Annotated in this window: 21 protein-coding genes; 12 read left to right on the plus strand and 9 right to left on the minus strand. The window is 30.8% G+C overall.

Translation table 11 applies throughout. From position 1 onward, the window contains the following. Nucleotides 1-89: 89 nt before the first annotated feature. The 3 genes from BST83_RS17720 to BST83_RS17730 are packed head-to-tail and all read left to right on the plus strand — an operon-like array spanning nucleotide 90 to nucleotide 3160. Complete coding sequence (locus BST83_RS17720; RefSeq protein WP_104811084.1) at nucleotides 90-899, plus strand: SDR family oxidoreductase; 810 nt, start codon at nucleotides 90-92, stop codon at nucleotides 897-899. A 10-nt stretch (nucleotides 900-909) separates the two neighbouring features. Further along, a complete protein-coding gene (locus BST83_RS17725; protein ID WP_104811355.1) occupies nucleotides 910-2286 on the plus strand; it encodes an aldehyde dehydrogenase in 1377 nt (458 codons plus the stop codon). Between the two features lie 43 nt (nucleotides 2287-2329). Beyond that, nucleotides 2330-3160, plus strand: a complete 831-nt coding sequence (locus tag BST83_RS17730; protein ID WP_104811085.1) for an alpha/beta hydrolase — start codon at nucleotides 2330-2332, stop codon at nucleotides 3158-3160. A 128-nt stretch (nucleotides 3161-3288) separates the two neighbouring features. Here the strand turns inward: BST83_RS17730 and BST83_RS17735 are convergent, their stop codons facing one another. Then, entirely contained in the window at nucleotides 3289-3747 is a 459-nt protein-coding gene (locus BST83_RS17735) for a helix-turn-helix domain-containing protein (RefSeq protein ID WP_104811086.1), read from the minus strand. 209 nt (nucleotides 3748-3956) lie between these two features. Here BST83_RS17735 and BST83_RS17740 point away from each other — a divergent pair, with 209 nt between their 5' ends. Beyond that, nucleotides 3957-6251, plus strand: coding sequence for an HRDC domain-containing protein (locus BST83_RS17740; RefSeq protein ID WP_367889205.1), 2295 nt, complete (start codon nucleotides 3957-3959; stop codon nucleotides 6249-6251). A gap of 189 nt (nucleotides 6252-6440) precedes the next feature. Here BST83_RS17740 and recJ read toward each other — a convergent pair whose 3' ends face one another. Continuing rightward, the gene (gene recJ, locus BST83_RS17745) at nucleotides 6441-8126 is read right to left on the minus strand and encodes a single-stranded-DNA-specific exonuclease RecJ (RefSeq protein ID WP_104811087.1); all 1686 of its coding nucleotides are present in this window, start codon (nucleotides 8124-8126) and stop codon (nucleotides 6441-6443) included. Between the two features lie 29 nt (nucleotides 8127-8155). Beyond that, nucleotides 8156-8581, minus strand: a complete 426-nt coding sequence (locus tag BST83_RS17750) for an OsmC family protein (RefSeq protein ID WP_104811088.1) — start codon at nucleotides 8579-8581, stop codon at nucleotides 8156-8158. A 66-nt stretch (nucleotides 8582-8647) separates the two neighbouring features. On the opposite strand from BST83_RS17750, the gene BST83_RS17755 reads away from it, so the two are divergent. Then, the gene (locus tag BST83_RS17755; RefSeq protein WP_104811089.1) at nucleotides 8648-8995 is read left to right on the plus strand and encodes an immunoglobulin domain-containing protein; all 348 of its coding nucleotides are present in this window, start codon (nucleotides 8648-8650) and stop codon (nucleotides 8993-8995) included. Here the strand turns inward: BST83_RS17755 and BST83_RS21205 are convergent. After that, on the minus strand, nucleotides 8992-9114 hold the full coding sequence (locus BST83_RS21205; protein ID WP_302849504.1) for a hypothetical protein: 123 nt from the start codon (nucleotides 9112-9114) through the stop codon (nucleotides 8992-8994). The two genes, BST83_RS17755 and BST83_RS21205, sit on opposite strands and share 4 nt — an antisense overlap. A 44-nt stretch (nucleotides 9115-9158) precedes the next feature. Between BST83_RS21205 and BST83_RS21600 the strand changes: the two genes are divergently transcribed. Continuing rightward, nucleotides 9159-9320 (plus strand): T9SS type B sorting domain-containing protein, encoded by a 162-nt coding sequence (locus BST83_RS21600; RefSeq protein WP_367889211.1) that lies wholly within the window; start codon nucleotides 9159-9161, stop codon nucleotides 9318-9320. 202 nt (nucleotides 9321-9522) lie between these two features. Here BST83_RS21600 and BST83_RS17765 read toward each other — a convergent pair whose 3' ends face one another. Together BST83_RS17765 and BST83_RS17770 are read right to left on the minus strand one after the other, a co-directional pair. After that, nucleotides 9523-10389, minus strand: coding sequence for an aminotransferase class I/II-fold pyridoxal phosphate-dependent enzyme (locus BST83_RS17765; RefSeq protein WP_104811090.1), 867 nt, complete (start codon nucleotides 10387-10389; stop codon nucleotides 9523-9525). Nucleotides 10390-10391: 2 nt separating this feature from the next. After that, on the minus strand, nucleotides 10392-11402 hold the full coding sequence (locus tag BST83_RS17770) for a dipeptide epimerase (protein ID WP_104811091.1): 1011 nt from the start codon (nucleotides 11400-11402) through the stop codon (nucleotides 10392-10394). Nucleotides 11403-11457: 55 nt separating this feature from the next. Between BST83_RS17770 and BST83_RS17775 the strand changes: the two genes are divergently transcribed. The 3 genes from BST83_RS17775 (at nucleotide 11458) to BST83_RS17780 (ending at nucleotide 13037) form a co-directional block, all read left to right on the plus strand. Further along, nucleotides 11458-12060: a carboxymuconolactone decarboxylase family protein gene (locus BST83_RS17775; protein WP_104811092.1), complete on the plus strand. Its 603-nt coding sequence runs from the start codon at nucleotides 11458-11460 to the stop codon at nucleotides 12058-12060. Between the two features lie 171 nt (nucleotides 12061-12231). Then, on the plus strand, nucleotides 12232-12378 hold the full coding sequence (locus tag BST83_RS19995) for a hypothetical protein (protein WP_170062821.1): 147 nt from the start codon (nucleotides 12232-12234) through the stop codon (nucleotides 12376-12378). 383 nt (nucleotides 12379-12761) lie between these two features. Then, nucleotides 12762-13037, plus strand: coding sequence for a hypothetical protein (locus tag BST83_RS17780; protein ID WP_104811093.1), 276 nt, complete (start codon nucleotides 12762-12764; stop codon nucleotides 13035-13037). Nucleotides 13038-13195: 158 nt separating this feature from the next. Here BST83_RS17780 and BST83_RS17790 read toward each other — a convergent pair whose 3' ends face one another. The 3 genes from BST83_RS17790 to BST83_RS17805 all read right to left on the minus strand — a co-directional run bounded on the left by BST83_RS17790 (nucleotide 13196) and on the right by BST83_RS17805 (nucleotide 16337). Next, the gene (locus BST83_RS17790) at nucleotides 13196-14917 is read right to left on the minus strand and encodes a M28 family peptidase (RefSeq protein WP_104811095.1); all 1722 of its coding nucleotides are present in this window, start codon (nucleotides 14915-14917) and stop codon (nucleotides 13196-13198) included. 76 nt (nucleotides 14918-14993) lie between these two features. After that, nucleotides 14994-16130, minus strand: coding sequence for a HopJ type III effector protein (locus tag BST83_RS21605; protein WP_367889206.1), 1137 nt, complete (start codon nucleotides 16128-16130; stop codon nucleotides 14994-14996). Nucleotides 16131-16154: 24 nt separating this feature from the next. Further along, nucleotides 16155-16337: a HopJ type III effector protein gene (locus BST83_RS17805; protein WP_104811096.1), complete on the minus strand. Its 183-nt coding sequence runs from the start codon at nucleotides 16335-16337 to the stop codon at nucleotides 16155-16157. A gap of 136 nt (nucleotides 16338-16473) precedes the next feature. On the opposite strand from BST83_RS17805, the gene BST83_RS17810 reads away from it, so the two are divergent. Genes BST83_RS17810 through BST83_RS17820 form a run of 3 tightly spaced genes read left to right on the plus strand, consistent with a single transcriptional unit; the run spans nucleotide 16474 to nucleotide 17935 of the window. Continuing rightward, the gene (locus BST83_RS17810; RefSeq protein WP_104811358.1) at nucleotides 16474-16989 is read left to right on the plus strand and encodes a GFO_1088 family ECF-type sigma factor; all 516 of its coding nucleotides are present in this window, start codon (nucleotides 16474-16476) and stop codon (nucleotides 16987-16989) included. After that, on the plus strand, nucleotides 16970-17398 hold the full coding sequence (locus BST83_RS17815) for a hypothetical protein (protein ID WP_104811097.1): 429 nt from the start codon (nucleotides 16970-16972) through the stop codon (nucleotides 17396-17398). Before BST83_RS17810 ends, BST83_RS17815 begins: the two co-directional genes overlap by 20 nt. Nucleotides 17399-17422: 24 nt before the next feature. Further along, on the plus strand, nucleotides 17423-17935 hold the full coding sequence (locus tag BST83_RS17820; RefSeq protein ID WP_104811098.1) for a hypothetical protein: 513 nt from the start codon (nucleotides 17423-17425) through the stop codon (nucleotides 17933-17935). Nucleotides 17936-17977 lie beyond the last annotated feature (42 nt).

A 17977-nucleotide genomic window follows, 5' to 3' on the forward strand; every position in this document is an offset into this window, starting at 1 on the left:
AATTGAAACTGATAACATTTGTTATCGTTAAAATTTTGTTTCTGCCTTATTTTTACGTTTATTACTAATGAGATTCAAAATTTTCTGATATGATACAAATGAAGGGTAAAACAGTTTTAATAACTGGCGGAGCGTTGGGTATTGGTAAAATCATGGCTCGTTTGTTATTAGAGCGTGAAGCAAAAGTAATTATTTGGGATATTGATCAATCAAAAATGGATAAAACGATGGATGAATTTTCTAGCAGAGGTGATGTGGTTGGATATATTGTGGATGTTTCGGATATCAATCAAATTGAAAAAACAGCCCAACAAGTAAAACAGGAAGTAGGCATTGTTGACGTACTTATAAATAATGCAGGTATTGTTGTAGGAAAATATTTTCATGAACACACTACGTTAGATATCTTAAAAACAATGGAGATAAATGCAAATGCCCCGATGTTTATCACCAAGGAATTTTTGAATGATATGCTCAACCAAAATTCTGGACATATTTGTAATATAGCATCTTCCGGCGGATTAATTTCAAACCCAAAAATGTCTGTGTATGCAGCAAGTAAATGGTCATTAATTGGCTGGTCTGATAGTTTGCGTATAGAAATGAAACAGCTAAAAAAGAACGTTCATGTAACCACCATAATGCCATATTATATCAATACAGGAATGTTTGATGGTGTAAAATCAAAAATACCAATCCTCGAACAAGAAGTTGCAGCACTTACAATCATAAAATCCATAGAGCAAAAGAAGCGAATGGTAACTATTCCTGGTTATATATACAGGCTTACAAAACTAGGTCAGGGGTTTATGTCGATAGATGTTTTTGATTGGTTTGCAGGAACGGTATTAGGTATTTATAAAACGATGGAGCATTTTATTGGGCATAAAAAGTCATAAAAAAAGATTAATGAAAGATACAAAAGAAGATTTAATTATTAAAAATATAGCGAATCATCGTACTTTTTTTTTAACACAAAAAACAAAAGGGTTTTCTTTTAGATTAACTCAGCTTCATAAATTAAAAAAAGCAATTCTTGAATATCAAGAAAAAATAGAGAATGCCTTGTGGGAAGATTTGCATAAATCACCTGAAGAAGCGTATTTAACCGAAATTAGTATCGTTCTCGGGGAAATTGATAATCACCTAAAACACTTAAAAAAGTGGGTTTTACCAAAGAAGGTAGCAACACCAATTCATTTGTTTCCGTCATCTAGTAAAGTACTTTTCGAACCGTTAGGAGTTGCATTAATCGTTGCTCCGTGGAATTATCCGTTTCAGTTGTTAATTAATTCGTTGGTAGGTTCTATTTCATCAGGATGTTGCTGTGTTTTAAAGCCATCACCAGACACACCTAATGTTGCGAAGGTATTGGAAAATATGATTTCAGAAAATTTCGATTCAGATTACATTAGCGTGGTTCAAGGCGGACGAGAAACAAATACTCTATTATTCGCGCAGCGTTTTGATCTTATTTTCTTTACAGGAAGTTCTAAAGTTGGTAAAGTAGTAATGAGAGCGGCTGCCGAAAATTTAACGCCTGTGGTGTTAGAATTAGGAGGGAAAAGTCCATGTATAGTAGATGCTGATGCCAATATTGATATAGCAGCAAAACGAATTGCTTGGGGTAAATTGATCAATGCAGGGCAAACTTGTATTGCTCCAGATTATCTTTTTGCGCATCAGTCTATTAAAGAGGAGTTATTAAACAAAATTGCTGAGAATATAAAATTAATGTATGGTGATGATATAAAACAAAGTCGTTTTTATCCGCGGATAGTTAATGAGAAAGCAACTTATAGATTACGTACTTTATTAAAAGAAGGGAAAATACATACTGGTGGAGATGTTGATGTAAAAGAAAGGTTTATTACACCAACAATTATAGATGAGGTTACTCCTGATTTTCTGATAATGCAAGAAGAAATATTTGGACCTATTTTACCAGTAATGACTTTTAATCATATCGATGAACCGATCAATTATATTAATAAGAACGAGAAACCGTTGGCTTTTTATTATTTCGGAAAAAACAAAAATGTGAAAGAAGTTTTATCAAAAACTACTTCTGGCGGCGCTTGTATTAATGATACTTTAATGCATATAACCAATGATAATTTACCTTTTGGAGGAGTGGGTAACAGCGGAATGGGAACTTATCATGGTCACGAAAGTTTTTTAGCTTTTAGCCATAAAAGAGCAGTGGTAAATACGCCAACTTGGATCGATTTACCCTTAAAATATGTGCCTTTTAAGTATTTTAAATGGATGAAGAAAATTATTTAGATATCTTGTAACCTTTTATGAAATTAATAAAATAGTCTCGAAAATGAATATTTTTAAAATTCTAATACTTTTCAGTAGCACCTTATTACTAACCAGTTGTGCGTCAAAAAAAATAAGTGATATTTCGTATCTTAAAAGTTCAAAAGCTTTGGTAGAATCTTTTCCTGAATTGAATGTTTTTAAAACTCGAAAATCTAAAAATAACCCTGTTGTAATTTTTATTCACGGTGGTTCTTGGAACGAAGGGAATAAAAATATCTATGGATTTTTAGGTCGTAATTTTGCTAAAAAAGGCATTGTAACGGTTATTGCTAATTATACTTTAAGTCCGGATGGAAGTTACGATACCATGGCGAAAGAAGTTGCTGCAGTAATAAAGTGGACGTATGAAAATATTGAAAAACACAACGGAAACCCCAATCAAATATTTTTAATGGGGCATTCTGCAGGTGGTCATTTAATTGCTTTGGTTGGCACAAATCCTAAATATTTAGAAAACACTAATTTGATAAAAGGCATAATTTTGAATGATGCGGCAGGATTAGATATGAATTCTTTTTTAGAAAAATATCCGCCAACTAAAAATCGTAATTACGATGTAACTTGGACAAAAAATCCAGAAAATTGGAAAGATGCTTCACCTATTTATTTTTTATCAGAAAAAACACCTCCAATTTTTATGATTACTGGTACTAAAACCTATCCTTCAATTATTTCACAGAACAAAGATTTTGTTCAGAAATTGAAAACTTTTCAACCAAATGTGAAGATCAATTTTTTGAATAAAAAACACGTACCAATGATGAGTCAGTTTATTCTTCCATGGAATAAAAATTACAAAGAAATTATAAAATTTATAGAAGTAAATAAATAGGAGTAATCTCAAGTACTTACTTTTCAGAGCGTCGAATAAATTTACAGATTGATAGAAGTTTGATTGCAGTCTAAATCAGCATTTTGCTTTAGAGGTATCTAAATGCTGAAATTTTCCCTGGTTTTTTGTTACTCTTTTTTGAATCTCTTGTTAATTAACTTTTGTTTCCACTCATCTCCAAGGAAATCAAAAATATTTAGAGAATAAACTCCTATGATTACGATCCAAGAAAGGAGTAGCCAGAAAAAGACACCCCAATTTGAGGCATCATTAATTGCAAGGATAACAGGAGCTATTAAACTTAAAATTGCGATGGCAAGAAGTTTATAAAATCCTTTTATATTTTGAATGTATGCTTCTTCCTTTCTAATTTGTGCTATTTCTTTCTTTTTATCGGAATCAATAATATCTATTTCAAAAACAGCTGCTAAAGATTTTAAAGATTCTAAACCTGCATTTTCGCCATTTTCAATCCGTTGAATAGTTCTGATACTTAATCCGCTCATTTCTGCTAATTGCTCTTGTGACCAATGGCGTTGCAATCTCATTTCTTTGAGGTCTCTTAAATTTATAGTTGTCGGGTTCATACTTTTTCCATATTATTTATTGGACAAAGATACGGATTCACTTTTCTATTGCGATGCAGCCAATAGGTAAGGGATATGACACACATACGACAGCAGTCTGACAGCTATAGATTTAGTAAAACAGACAAATATTAAATAACTTTACTCATTTTTAGTGCTATTTTTTATGAAGTTATTTATGATTGTTTACCTTGCAGCAAAAAGATACAATGCAAACAAATCCTGAGTTAGAACTTGCCTTAAACTTTATTGAAAAAACAGACAGGAATCTTTTTATCACAGGAAAAGCAGGTACAGGAAAAACAACTTTTTTACATCAAATTAAAAAGGAATCTTTAAAAAGAATGGTTATTGTTGCGCCAACTGGTGTTGCGGCAATTAACGCAAAAGGAGTTACGATTCACTCTTTTTTTCAAATGCCTTTCGGACCTATTTTACCCAACCAAATTGCAAATACTTCGAATGCGCAACGTAAGTTTTCAAAGACAAAAATTGATATTATTAAATCGTTAGATTTAGTAATTATTGATGAAATTTCTATGGTGCGTGCAGATTTATTAGACGGCATAGATCAAGTACTGCGTCGTTATAAAAACAGAAATAAAGTGTTTGGTGGCGCGCAAATTTTAATGATTGGAGATTTGCAACAATTAGCGCCCGTTGTAAAACCGAACGAATGGAGTTTGTTACAGCAGCATTATCATACGGTTTATTTTTTTAGCTCAAAAGCCTATCAAGAAGCCAATGTGGTTTCTATAGAATTAAAGCATATTTATCGTCAGAAAAATGAAGATTTTATCAAAATATTAAATGAAATTAGAACCAATACGCTATCCGAAGAATCTGCTGAAATTTTAAATAAAAATTATAATCCTACTTTTTCGCCAACCAAAGAAGATGGGTATATCACATTAACAACTCATAATAATAGAGCTAATTTAATGAACAGCTCTGAGTTGAATAAGCTCAAAACAAAGAGTCATTTTTTTAATGCTGAGATTTCTGGGAAATTCAATGAAAATTCGTTTCCTAATGACGAAAAATTAGAATTAAAAGTTGGTGCGCAAGTAATGTTTATTAAAAATGATTCGTCACAAGAAAAAAGATATTTCAACGGAAAAATAGGAATCGTTACAGACATTTCTAAACAAAATGTTACGGTACAGTGTGCCAACGAAATTGATGAAATTGTTACAGAAAGAGAAACTTGGGAGAATATAAATTATTCCATTAACGATGACACGAAAGAGATAAAAGAAGATATTACAGGTTCGTTTTCTCAGATTCCTTTACGTTTGGCTTGGGCAATTACCATTCATAAAAGTCAGGGTTTAACCTTTGAAAAAGCTATTATTGATGCAGAAGCTTCGTTTGCACACGGACAAACTTATGTAGCTTTAAGTAGATGTACTTCTTTGGATGGATTGGTTTTAAAAACACCAATTACCAGCAACGCAATTATTAATGACAGAACGGTGAGTTCTTTCAATGAAACGGTAGAAGAAAATCATCCGGATGAGCGAATTTTAAACGCATCGGAAATACAATTTCAGCTTAATTTAATTTCAGAATTATTAGATTATCAGCCATTTTTATATCCAATAACAAGATTGGTTGATATTTATTACAAAAATCAAACAAGTATAAAAGGAGAAGTTATTGAGTATTTACAAACAATTAAAGATGATGGAGTTGCTGCGTTAATGAGGGTTTCTAATGGATTCAAAAATCAGTTAAATGTAATTTCTGAAGATGGTATCTTGCCAGAAAATAATTCAGTTATTCAAGAACGATTTATAAAAGCGGTTGATTATTTTTTGTCAGAAACTATTAAAAATTCGGTACAACCATTTTCTAAAATTTCTTTTTCTTCGGATAATAAAACGGTAAAAAGCGATTTTACAAAGCAATATGATAATTTTCAAGAACTCTTAAACGAAAAAGTGTTTGCGCTCAAAAGCATGACGAAAGGGTTTAAAGTTCAAGACTATTTAAAAGTGCGTGCAAATGCCGTTTTGCAAAAAACAGAACCAACCAAAAAGAAAACGCTTTCTACGAAACGCGACCCAATTTTAGCATTAAAATTACGTGAATTGCGAGATGAAATTTCTAAATCTTTGGGTATTCCGCATTTTCAAATTTTTACACAAATAACCTTATATGCAATTTGTGACGCTTTGCCAAGAAGTGAAAATGAGCTTTTAAAAATTGAAGGATTAGGAAAAACACGTGTTTCCAAATATGGAGAACAAATTTTGGAAGCTATAGAAACCTATTGCTCAAAAAACGGAATTAACAAGTTCAACGAGCAAAAAAAGGAGGACAAAAAACCAACAAAACAGATTTCTTTTGAGTTGTTTAAATCGGGACTTTCTCTAAAGGAAATTGCCAAAGAAAGAAGCTTAACCTCGGGAACTATTTCAAGTCATTTAGCAAGTTATATTCCTTCTGGAGATGTCGATATTTTAGAGTTGGTAGACATTAAAAAGTATAAAAAATTATAAAAGCAATAGAAGAAACCGAGTTTAAAACGCTAACAGAACTCAAAGAAAAAGTAGATAAATCATTTACTTTTATGGAGTTAAGAATGGTTTTGTTGTCTATGGAGAATTAGGTTTTTAAGAAGCTTGTCATTTCTTTAAAAATCAGCATTATTTTGTAAGTAGAGATTTAAATTAAATTAAGGATTTTATCTATTTCAAATCTTTCAACAACAATTGCACCGTTTTATAGCCATTCCATTCGTTTTCATCCAAAGCATAGACAATATCAAAATCATTTTGAACAAAGTCTATTTTATCGCCTAAATTAAAACCAATAGCGTTGTAGGTTTTTTGATTATCACCTTGAAAAATAGTTAGTTTTAAATGCGTTTTGTCTGCACCAACCTGTTTGCCATATCCATTATCTCGAACACAAGTAGACGTAAAAGTGGGTTTCATATTCATGGGGCCAAAAGGGGCCATTTGCTGAATGATTCGAAAAAATTTAGGTGTAATTTCTGATAAATCAATTTCTGCATCAATAGAAATTTCGGGAGTTAAGAACGCTTTATCAATTGTTTTTGCGACAACCTCCTCAAACTTTTTTTTAAAATTTTCGTAATTCTCGGGTAACAATGTTAATCCGGCAGCATATTTATGTCCGCCAAATTGCTCTATAAATTCAGTACATTCTTCTAGCGCATTATAAACATCAAAACCTTTTACAGAGCGGGCAGAAGCTGCTAATTTATCGCCACTTTTTGTAAATACTAAAGTTGGTCTGTAGTACTTTTCTATCAATCTAGAAGCTACAATTCCGATAACTCCTTTATGCCAATCTTCTTGAAAAACAACGGTAGAGAAACCTTGCTCTTCTTCATTATCAATAATTTGAATAATGGCTTCATCCGTAATTCTTTTATCTAATTCCTTTCTATCCGCATTAAAAATTTCGATTGCGGCTGCAAATTCTATTGCCGAATCTAAATCCATTTCTGTTAATAATTCAACAGCATAATTACCATGTTTCATTCTCCCTGCAGCATTTATTCTTGGCGCTATTATAAAAACAACATCGGTAATCGTTAGTACTGTTTTTTTAACTTGATGGATGATTGCTTTAATTCCGTTTCTAGGTCTTTCATTGATGACTTTCAAGCCATGATAAGCCAAAATTCTATTTTCGCCGTTCATAGGTACAATATCTGCAGCAATCGCAGTGGCAACTAAATCTAAATAAGGCACAAAATGATCAATAGTTTGATTTCTAGAAACACCTAAAGCCTGAATCAATTTAAAGCCAACGCCGCAACCACATAATTCATCAAAAGGGTAGTTACAATCTTCTCTTTTTGCGTTTAAAACAGCAACCGCCTTTGGAATTTCTGGCCCAGGTTTATGATGATCGCAAATAATAAAATCGATATTTTTTTCTGATGCATACGCCACTTTTTCGATGGCTTTGATACCACAGTCTAAGGCAATAATTAAAGAAAAATCATTGTCATGTGCAAAATCAATTCCCATATAAGAAACGCCATAACCTTCTGAGTAACGATCAGGAATATAGGTTGCAATATTTGGATAAATTGTTTTTAAATAAGAGGAAACTAAAGAAACAGCAGTTGTTCCGTCAACATCATAATCACCAAAAACTAAAATATTTTCGTTATTCGAAATTGCAGTTTCTATTCTTGCAACGGCAACATCCATATCTTTCATTAAAAAAGGATCATGAATGTTTTTTAAACTAGGACGGAAAAACTTTTTAGCATCCTTAAAGGTTTCAATATTTCGTTGACAAAGAATCGCTGCAATTGTTTTATTAACTTGCAATTCTTTAGCTAATGTATCAATCTTTTCTTTTTCTGGTTTTGACTTTAACGTCCATCTCATAGCAATATTTTGAGGTTTATTGGCAATTTTTAAATTGTATGCAAATGAATTTCTATTTCTACTTCAGCAAATTGTCGAAACATTTCTATGACTCCGCAATATTTTGTGACTGATAAGTTTACCGCTTTTTGAATTTTTTCTGACTGTAAATTACTGTCTGTAAAATGATAATCAACCTTTACTTTGTTATAAAACCTAGGGTGTTCGTCTGTTAATTCGGCCGTAACTTCAACTTTGAAATCAGCAACTTCTGCGCGCATTTTTTCCAACAATGAAACAACGTCTAATCCAGAGCAACCGGCTAAAGAAGAGAGCATTAAAGCTTTCGGTGCAAAGCCAACAGTATCTCCATTATCTTGAGATTTATCAAACATTGTCAATTTAGATCCGCTAGGATTATCCGTTTCAAAATGTGATTTACCTGTCCAAACTGTTGTTATTATATTTTTATCCATAATTTATTAAATATTGAAGTATTAAATTGTGCTTTATTACAAAAGTAAGAAAACACACATAAGTTAATGATTAAAAACAAGAAATCTCTAAAGTTTAAAAATAAAATAGTAGTTTTTGTTTTATTGATTTTGAGTACGTTTTTGTATTCACAAAGTCCGCCATCTATTACAGCAGAAAGAAGGCAAGCTTTTTGTTTAGGAAATGCTATGAAAATTATTACAGATTTTTCAATTACGGATATAAATGATACAACAAATGCCACTGCCTGCGAATCTGGATTGGTAACCATTACTGCAACAAAAAGCATAAGCGAGGGAGAAATTTTATGGTTTAATGCTTCTACAGGAGGCATGCAATTAGCAACAGGAGCTTCGTATACAACAAATGTTTTAACAGGAAACACCTCCTTTTAAGCAACAGTTTCTTTAAACGGATGTAAAACTTTACAAAGAACGCCAGTAATCGTAACTGTAAATAAAAGGCCAGTTATAACATCTACTGTTAACGATTTAATCTGTTTTAGAATATCCAAAGTTTTTTACGCCGAATGCTGATGCTGATAATGATATTTGGAAAATAGAAGGATATGATAAAAATTTCAATACAATTTCTGAGGTATATATTTACGACCGATTTTGGAAATTAATTTATACGATTGATAAAAATTCTGATGGTTGGAATGTCATTCGTATAACGGAAAATCAATATCTAATGAGTATTGGTTTAAAACTATTTTAACAGATCTTAATGGGTATTCTATTGAAAAGACAGGAAATTTTAGTTTAATAAGAAAGTAGATGTTCAATTAAAATATCTAATTGTTCTTTAGTGTGATTGGCGTTCAACACAATTCTATTAATTTTTTTTGATGAGGTTGGATAATAAAAACTGGTAATTACTATTTTTTTTGTCAATAAATAATCGGCAATGTTTTCATCATTTATAAAAAAACAGGATAGTTCTTAGAGATATTTATTTTGTCTAAATATTTCAAGTTTTCATATACATAAGTGCAATTTTCTTGCAACTTTTTTTGTTGATTTTTGTATAAATCTTGACCGTCTAAGAAGCTTTCTAAAAAAGCAGGATTCATACCAGAACTTCCAACAAAAAGTGGATTTTCTCTAATTAAATTGATAAATTTATTTGTACCAGAAATAACGCCACCGTTAATTCCGAACGCTTTTGTAAGCGAAGAAACAGTTACAATTTCTATATTATTTTGAATGTTGATTGTAGCTGAAATTCCGTTTCCATTTTCACCTAAAATACCAAAACTATGAGATTCATCAACCAAAAGAAATACTTTTTTTTGGGATGAGATTTCTTGTAAAAAATTAAAATTATAAGGCTTGGTTTCTAAAGCAGCAATTGCATCAACAACAATACAAATGGTTTCTTTTTTTTGATTAATTAATAAAGAATTTAAATCATTTTCTTCGAAAACAGGAAGTGCATTTTTGGCTAAAATTGCTGGATGTGTTTTTGGCATAAAATAGAAAGCATCAACAATTTTCTCTAACGTAGAAATTGCAAATTGCCCAGCAATAGTTCCAGAAGAAACTGTTGTGCAATCTTCATTATTTATAAAAGTAGACAAAAAATCTTCTCCTCTTTTGTATACATTTAATTTAAGGTTTGCATTTCTAGAACTGCCATAAGAAGTTCCCCAATTTTTAATATTTTTAAAAATAATTTCTTGAAATTCGGGCAATACAGCAACTCCCAAATAAGAAGTTCCGCTAAAATATAAATGCTCAATATCGCTTATAAGAACAGCAGTATTTGGGGCTTTATCTAACTGCATCTTTAAAGTAAGTTTACGCCAGTTCCGTTTTCATCAGCATAAGAAATCACACCATTATTTATGGTAATTCCTGCTGCTATATCGGTTTTTAGTAACAAGCTTCCGTCCATATCTACATAATCTAATAAAGGCAATAAATGAGCAATAGCAGAAATACCAACAGTAGATTCTGTCATGCAACCCACCATTGTTTTTAAGCCTAACCTTCTTGCATTTTCTAACATTCTTTTACCAGGAGTTACACCACCGCACTTTGTAAGTTTTACATTTACACCATGAAATAATCCAACACATTTTTCTACATCACTCTCTACAATACAGCTTTCATCAGCAATAATTGGCAGTGCAGCGTTTGTATATAATTTTTTAGCACCTTCTATGTCATCTGCTTTTAAAGGTTGTTCTAAAAATTCGACGCCAAGTTCTTTTAGTTTAAAAGAATTCTCAATAGCTTCCTCTGCGGTCCAACCACAATTTGCATCAATTCTAAAAATAGCGTCTGAGTGTTTTCTTAATGCTGTTACTATTTTTATATCATCTTTTGTGCCTAATTTTATTTTATAAATCGGCCAAGGAAGTTCTTTCATTTTAGCAACCATTTTTTCAACAGAATCAATACCAATCGTGTAATCTGTCATCGGATTTCTATCAATTTTTAAATCCCAAACTTCATATAATTTTTTGTTTTGTTTGCGTGCATATAGATCATTAAAAGCAATGTCTAAAGCACATAAAGCAAACATGTCATCTTTAAAAAGGGGTTGTAATTTTCTCCAAAATTCGGTAGGTTTTTCTGTGGATAATGATGCTATAAAAGCTTTGTTTTTTGAGATAACAGCAATCATTTTATCAGTAGTACTATTGTAATAAGGATTTGAAGTGGCTTCACCAAAGCCAGAAAACCCGTCAGAATTTAACTCAACAATTAATGTTTCTTGAAAATCATGAGACTCTCTAGAAATTGTAAAAGTGTGTTTTAGCTCAAGATTAAAAGAATGTAGTTTAATTTTCATTTTTTAGAGTTATATTTATGGTGAAGTTATAAAAATAATTCATAAAAATAAGATAATGCCATTAGTAACTCCTCTTTCATCAGAACACGATTTAGAAACAAAAAAGCTAGCAGAATTTTTTAATGAAACATTGGGTTTTTGTCCTAATTCGGTTCTAACAATGCAACGCAGACCAGCCATTTCTAAGGCTTTTATCAACCTAAATAAAGCAGTAATGGCAAATGAAGGACGCGTTACTTCCGCATTAAAAAGAATGATTGCATGGGTTTCTAGCAACGCAACTGGTTGCAGGTATTGCCAAGCGCACGCAATTAGAGCCGCCGAACGTTATGGCGCAGAACAAGAACAATTAAATAATATTTGGGAATTTAGCACGCATGCAGCATTTTCTGAAGCAGAAAGAGCCGCTTTAGATTTTTCTTTAGCAGCTTCAATGGTACCAAATGCAGTTAATGCAAAAATTAAGGAGGAGTTATATAAATATTGGGATGAAGGAGAAATTGTAGAAATGTTAGGTGTAATTTCACTCTTTGGATATTTAAATAGATGGAATGACTCGATGGGCACAACTTTGGAAGAAGATGCCATTGAAAGTGGTAATCAGTTTTTAGGAAAACATGGTTTTGAAGTTGGTAAACACAATGGTTCTAAATACTAAATTTAGAGCTAAAATAACCTTGTCTTTTTAATGAGAAGGTTATTTTTTCTATTAGGTCTCCCAACCTAAATAGTTTGGTAATGCAAACATAAAAAAAGGTGTAGTTTTACAAATGTAATTTGCAAAGGAGTATATTTAATTTTTGTAATTTTTAAGTAAAATATTGAAGCGATGAATGTAGCGGAAAAAAAACTATTTAATTATTTAAAAGCAAGGGCTTCAGAAAACGTTTCTTTTGCAGACGAAATTGCAGATATTTTGGACATTAGCGACGATGCCGCTTATAGAAGAATAAAAGGAGAAACATCCTTAATTTAAATGAAGGTTTAAAACTTTCTAGGGACTTTAATTTTAACTTAAAGAAGGTCTTTATTGATAAAGAATTGGATGAGGAAAGAATAATTGTAGAAAAAACACACCCAATTTTATCAAACAACGCTCTAAAATTATTTTTTAAATAAGGAACAACCGAGGCTCAAAAGGTTTATAGTTCTAAAAACGGACAAATAATTAATTGGGCAAAAGAGTACCCTTTTTATCATTTTGATAGCCGACTGTTAAAGAGCTTTAGACTCTATGTATTTGTAAATACACTAAGTAAAGATCCAGCGCAAAAAAAGATTCCTTTTTCTAAATTTAGGCCGTCTGCTATTCTTTGAGAAAAGTATGAAGCTTTTTTAAATCAGTATAAAAAAATTGCATTGGTAGAGGTTTGGAATGATTCTACCATAGACAATATTTTAAATCAAATTCAATTTTTTCATGAAGTTGGCCTTACCACAAAAGAAGAACCGTCTTTAATTGCGAATGGTCTAAAAGATTCTTTGAAATTAATAGAGGAGGATTCAAAAAATAAAAAGAGAACTATAAATAAAAATAGTTTTCATTTGTATCATAATAATATAACTTCTCTTTTAAATACAGTATTTATGAAATCGCATACCGAAAAAAAGTATTTGTGCCGTATACAAATTTAACGTATTTTAAAGTTATTGATAAAAATACTACAAATCAAATAGAGGAATATATAAAAAGGCAAATAGAATTTTCTACCAGTCTTTCTGGAGAAGCTTCTTTTGAAAGAAGCAAGTTTTTCAATATAATGAATCAAAAGATAGATGACAAAATGCTAAAACTATTGCTTTAGTGTTTTTTCGATTTCACTTGTAATGGAATCAATTAATTTTTGTGATTTTTCTATTTCTTTACGGATTGTTTTCTCATCAGAAACCAAATCTTTAGTGGTTGCAAAAGATTTTTGATACCAGTCTTTCCAAGCTTCAATAATTTCTATTTGGGTAGCTAAAGAATCTCCGTTATTAAGTGCAATTTTGCTTTGTTTTAATTCTTCATTTAAACGAACTACAGCCGCTTTTTCTAAATCTGATAAAACTGATTTTGCAGTATTTTCATCGGCATTTAATAAGGTATAAGCAGCAATTAACGCCGTTGTTCCTACATTTTTTAAAGTACTTTTTGATACTTTGTCAATTCTGTCGTTGTCTGTATGATAAAACTGATCTGTAAAATGCCAAAATAAAACACTTGGTATATTTTCTCTTAAAAAAGGCACGTGATCACTTCCGCCTTCAAACGGGTTTGTGCTCACAATCCAATTGGTTCTTTTGCCCTGTGCTTTGAATTTGTCAATTAAAAAATCGTTTAAATAATGAGGTTTCATCTGGTCTAAACTCATTTTAGAACCGCCCCATTCTGTATGTTTATCGCTTCCACGTGTCCAAATTGCACTTGGATCTGGCATTTTTTCTATTAAGAAAGTTCCGCCAGTTTTCTCAGTATTTTCACCAACCATGTCCAAAGAAATTCCCCATTTAATATTTTTTACTCTTAGAGAATCTTCTTGCACATACCTTCTAGTAGAAATAATTTCATCACCCCATAAAAAAGTTAAAGTTCTTTTTGGTTGATATTCTTTTCGCTTGCTAAATTTTGCTGTTAAAGTTGCCATTTCAAGCGCAACTCCAACGCCTGTTGCGTTGTCATTTGCGCCAGGTTCTTGAATGTGAGCGCTAAAAACCAAGCGTTCTTTTGGATTTTCACTTCCTTTAATATCCGCAATAATTGTAAGTTCTTCGGATGGATAAATATTCGTTTCAACCATCACTTTTAATGCTACTTTTTTATATTTTAATGCTCTTTTTAATCTTTCTTTAGCCTGATAAGAAAGTGCAATTGCCCAAGGTTTGGTTACAGAATCTAAAGGAATTGAGCGAAATTGAATAGAGGTTGTATTTTTTTCTGGTTGTAAATAAGCAGGATTGTCGTAGGTTATAATTCCTGCTGCTTTTCCATCAACAATTGCCGCTTTAAAAATTTGATACGGACTGGTTTCTGCAAAGACAATTTTGCCTTTTACATCCATCGTAGAAAGTTTTTGTACGTCGTCAATATAGACAACTTCTGCTGTGATTCCTTCTTTTGGAGTGCTGTAAGAATTTAAAGCAATCATATTTCTGTTGGTGCTATGTTGCAATAAGGACTCAATTTCCCCTTCAATTAGGACCCTTGCATTTACAGATTCCCAAGTTGGTTTTTGAAGTGATCGCTTTTCTATTCTATACGTTAGTATGTCTTTTTCAGTGGCATTTTCTTCTAAAATATAACCTGCTTTTTCTAGTTCTTCGGCAATTTTATAAATTGTTTTATTAAAACCGATATTCCCAACAACTCGCCAATATTTTTCTACAAAAGAAGTCGTTTCAAAAGCTAAATCACCAGTAAACTCTTGATTGATAATATCAGCATAATTGGTAGAATTTAGCTCTAAAGGTTTCTGGTTTTTACAATTGATAAAAAAGGTTGCAATCAATAACAGAATAATCGATTTTTTTAGCATTGTATTATTTTTTAATTTTTTTTGGTCGCAGATACGTTCAAATAAACTGTTTATGAGTAAAAACCATTAAAATTTTTTATTTTTTTATACTTAAGGCTTCATTTTCAAAAGATAAACCCTTAAAGCCAGTTTTCATAAAATTTCGAATATTATAATGAGAAGTTCCTTTTTCGTCATTTAAAACAGTTCTATAATTTTCGCCAAAGCAAAGCAACGTTTCTGCTTTTGTTAATTTATGCAGAATGGCAAATGAAAATAATTTACAAGAGCCTGAATTTTCGCCAACTTTATTTTTAAAGTTACCATTTTTAAAAGCTGTTGGTGTAAAGTTGTAATTATCGTCAATTACTTGCATGGTTTCTGCGAACGTAATTGCTGACGGAGTTGTTTTTAGTTTGGCTTTGAATTGTTGAATGGTCATAATGGATTTAGGTTCTATAATTTTTTCGATTTTTGGTTCTAAGGTTTTAAAAGCATATTCATTTACTAATTGTTGTAAAAATGGCACATCGTTATCTTTCATGAAAATTAAATACAAAATTTGGCCATTTGTATCTAAAGTCGATATATTTCCAGGAATCGTTGAAACGCTTTTTCCTGTAAAATACTTATAAAAAGCCAACCCTAAAAGATAGGTTCCGTTTGAAGAAGGATGAATATCGTCATGGAATAATTCTATATCAGGTCTGTATTTAATTGAGCTCGCAAAAAGTGGTCCGCCGGGAATAAAATTTGAATTTGTTTGTTCAGAAAGGTTTTTATGCAATTTTTCGATTTCCGGCAACATTAAAGGATTCGATTTATAAGCCCACGTCATCATAAAAATGGGTTCAGCTCCTTTTGTTCTCACCAAATCAGCAAATTTTTTACTATAATCTAGAAATTTTTCTGGGGTATTAATGGCACTCAAACTATGATTGTTAAAAACGACATAATCCCATTTTTCTAATTCAATCATGATGCGAGTTTGTGTTCCTCTTTCACTTTTCCAATGATTTTCTAAACTAGAACCGCCAACAGTAGAATGCTTTGTTTCTATAATTACGTCTTGAGATTTTGCCATGGCAGAAACTACTTGCGGTAAATTATTATAATAAGTAAAACTATTACCCACAAACAAAACCCTAATTTTTTTGTCTTGGGCAGCTAAAGAACTACTTAAAAACAGGGCTAATAACAAATAAGATGTAAAGATTATTGATTTTAAATTCATGTTTAAGCGATTTTATTATTCTTTCTAAGAAAGTGCAATATTAATAATTTTATTTATTGGGTTTATTAATATTGAAAATATAAATTTTCCATTTGTAAAAGTCGTTGGAGTAAAATTGTAATTGTCAGCAATTACTTGCATCGTTTCTGAAAAATTAATTCCTATTGGAGTTGCTTTTAGTTTGATTTTGAATTGTTGGAGAATCATAATGATTTTTGAAAATCAAAAACAGAAAAAATATAGTTTATTATTACCGTAGGTAATTAGTATGATTTTGAATCTTTTAAAAAATACAACGATTTTACTGTTATAAATGAATGCTATTTTGCGTTCTATAAATAGAATGAACAAAGAATATTTTAAAGTTACTGTCTTTTCACTATCAGAACGATTATTTCCATTGGTAGCTCGTTTATTGGGTGATAAAACGAAAGCAGAAGATGCTATTCAAGAAATAATGATAAAACTTTGGGAAAAAAGAAAACAATTAGATAACCACCCAAATATAAAAGGTTTTGTGTTTTTAACAGCGCGTAATTATTGTATTGATTTATTAAGAAAAAAAAGAATTTTTGTTGATGATATTTCAACACATTTAAGTGTTTCTAGTTTTGATAAAGAAGAATCTCAATTAGAATGGGAAGAATTGAATTTAATTATCAATAAAGTTTTGAATAAGTTAAGTAAACAGCAGAGAGAAATTTTTGTAATGCGTGATTTGGATGGTTATGAGTTTACAGAAATAGCCACAGCAATGGAGATTAAGATAGAACATGTTAGAGTGTTATTGTCTAGAGCAAGAAAACAGATAAGCGAAGAATTAGAAATAAAATACAAGTATGAAAGAGGAAACTATTAAAAATCTAATTGAAAAATATAAAAAAGGAGAAACTTCATTAAGTGAAGAAAAAGAACTTTTTAATTCGGTAAATGAAACTCGGTCAGAAATAGCAAATTTGTCTCAATTTATAAAGAACAATCAAATAAAGACTCCAGAGAATTTGAATGAGGAACTGTGGGAATCTTTTGATGAAAAAAGTGTTAAGAACAATAAATTCCGAATTGGTATTTATTCTGCGGCTGCTTCAATTTTGCTTATTTTCTCTCTTTATTTTTGGAATTTTGAGCCCAATAAAATGACTTATAATGAAAAATTGGCATTATTAAATGAAGCTAAAAGTATGTTTGCAGATGAATCATTAAAAGAAATAAATCATACTATAATTTTAGAAACCGATTTAGTCATCGTGTACACCAGTAATAAATAAATTAAACAATTAAATATTTTAAAAATGAAAAAATCAGCATTTTCAATTATTGTACTACTATCATTTGTAGTAACAATGCAAGCGCAGAAAGTAGAAATAAAAAAAACTACGAAAGAAGAAAAATTATACGTAAAAGTTAAAGAGGGTGAAAAGCCAGTTATTTATGTAGATGGTAAGAAATTCGATTTTCCAATAGAATTGATTGATCAAACCAAAATACAATCGATGTCTGTTTTAAATCATGAAAATGCGGCAAAAATGTATAATGAACCAAATGGTGTTATTTTAATTAAAACTAAAATTACAGAAGAAATTATAGCTCCCGAACTACATATTGTTGCAAATAAAAATTTAGTTTCAAAAAATAAACCAATGATAATAATAGATGGTGAAATAACCACTCAGGAAGTTTTAGGGAATTTACTGCCAGAAAACATTGAAAGTGTGGATGTTGTAAAAGGAGAAAAAGCCTTAAAAGAATATAATGCACTAAATGGAGTAATTATTATTACCAAAAAGAAGAAAAATAAAAAGTAAATTTAATAACATAAAAAAATTCAGACCTCACAGATTTTCAAA

Source organism: Polaribacter filamentus (genome assembly GCF_002943715.1).
Classification (GTDB): domain Bacteria; phylum Bacteroidota; class Bacteroidia; order Flavobacteriales; family Flavobacteriaceae; genus Polaribacter; species Polaribacter filamentus.

What these genes read in the sequence shown, in the direction of transcription:
- BST83_RS17720 (WP_104811084.1), top strand. Translation starts at nt 90, where the DNA reads ATGATACAAATGAAGGGTAAAACAGTTTTAATAACTGGCGGAGCGTTG.
- BST83_RS17725 (WP_104811355.1), top strand. Translation starts at nt 910, where the DNA reads ATGAAAGATACAAAAGAAGATTTAATTATTAAAAATATAGCGAATCAT.
- BST83_RS17730 (WP_104811085.1), top strand. Translation starts at nt 2,330, where the DNA reads ATGAATATTTTTAAAATTCTAATACTTTTCAGTAGCACCTTATTACTA.
- BST83_RS17735 (WP_104811086.1), bottom strand. Translation starts at nt 3,747, where the DNA reads ATGAACCCGACAACTATAAATTTAAGAGACCTCAAAGAAATGAGATTG.
- BST83_RS17740 (WP_367889205.1), top strand. Translation starts at nt 3,957, where the DNA reads ATGCAAACAAATCCTGAGTTAGAACTTGCCTTAAACTTTATTGAAAAA.
- recJ (WP_104811087.1), bottom strand. Translation starts at nt 8,126, where the DNA reads ATGAGATGGACGTTAAAGTCAAAACCAGAAAAAGAAAAGATTGATACA.
- BST83_RS17750 (WP_104811088.1), bottom strand. Translation starts at nt 8,581, where the DNA reads ATGGATAAAAATATAATAACAACAGTTTGGACAGGTAAATCACATTTT.
- BST83_RS17755 (WP_104811089.1), top strand. Translation starts at nt 8,648, where the DNA reads ATGATTAAAAACAAGAAATCTCTAAAGTTTAAAAATAAAATAGTAGTT.
- BST83_RS17765 (WP_104811090.1), bottom strand. Translation starts at nt 10,389, where the DNA reads ATGCAGTTAGATAAAGCCCCAAATACTGCTGTTCTTATAAGCGATATT.
- BST83_RS17770 (WP_104811091.1), bottom strand. Translation starts at nt 11,402, where the DNA reads ATGAAAATTAAACTACATTCTTTTAATCTTGAGCTAAAACACACTTTT.
- BST83_RS17775 (WP_104811092.1), top strand. Translation starts at nt 11,458, where the DNA reads ATGCCATTAGTAACTCCTCTTTCATCAGAACACGATTTAGAAACAAAA.
- BST83_RS19995 (WP_170062821.1), top strand. Translation starts at nt 12,232, where the DNA reads ATGAATGTAGCGGAAAAAAAACTATTTAATTATTTAAAAGCAAGGGCT.
- BST83_RS17790 (WP_104811095.1), bottom strand. Translation starts at nt 14,917, where the DNA reads ATGCTAAAAAAATCGATTATTCTGTTATTGATTGCAACCTTTTTTATC.
- BST83_RS21605 (WP_367889206.1), bottom strand. Translation starts at nt 16,130, where the DNA reads ATGAATTTAAAATCAATAATCTTTACATCTTATTTGTTATTAGCCCTG.
- BST83_RS17805 (WP_104811096.1), bottom strand. Translation starts at nt 16,337, where the DNA reads ATGATTCTCCAACAATTCAAAATCAAACTAAAAGCAACTCCAATAGGA.
- BST83_RS17810 (WP_104811358.1), top strand. Translation starts at nt 16,474, where the DNA reads ATGAACAAAGAATATTTTAAAGTTACTGTCTTTTCACTATCAGAACGA.
- BST83_RS17815 (WP_104811097.1), top strand. Translation starts at nt 16,970, where the DNA reads ATGAAAGAGGAAACTATTAAAAATCTAATTGAAAAATATAAAAAAGGA.
- BST83_RS17820 (WP_104811098.1), top strand. Translation starts at nt 17,423, where the DNA reads ATGAAAAAATCAGCATTTTCAATTATTGTACTACTATCATTTGTAGTA.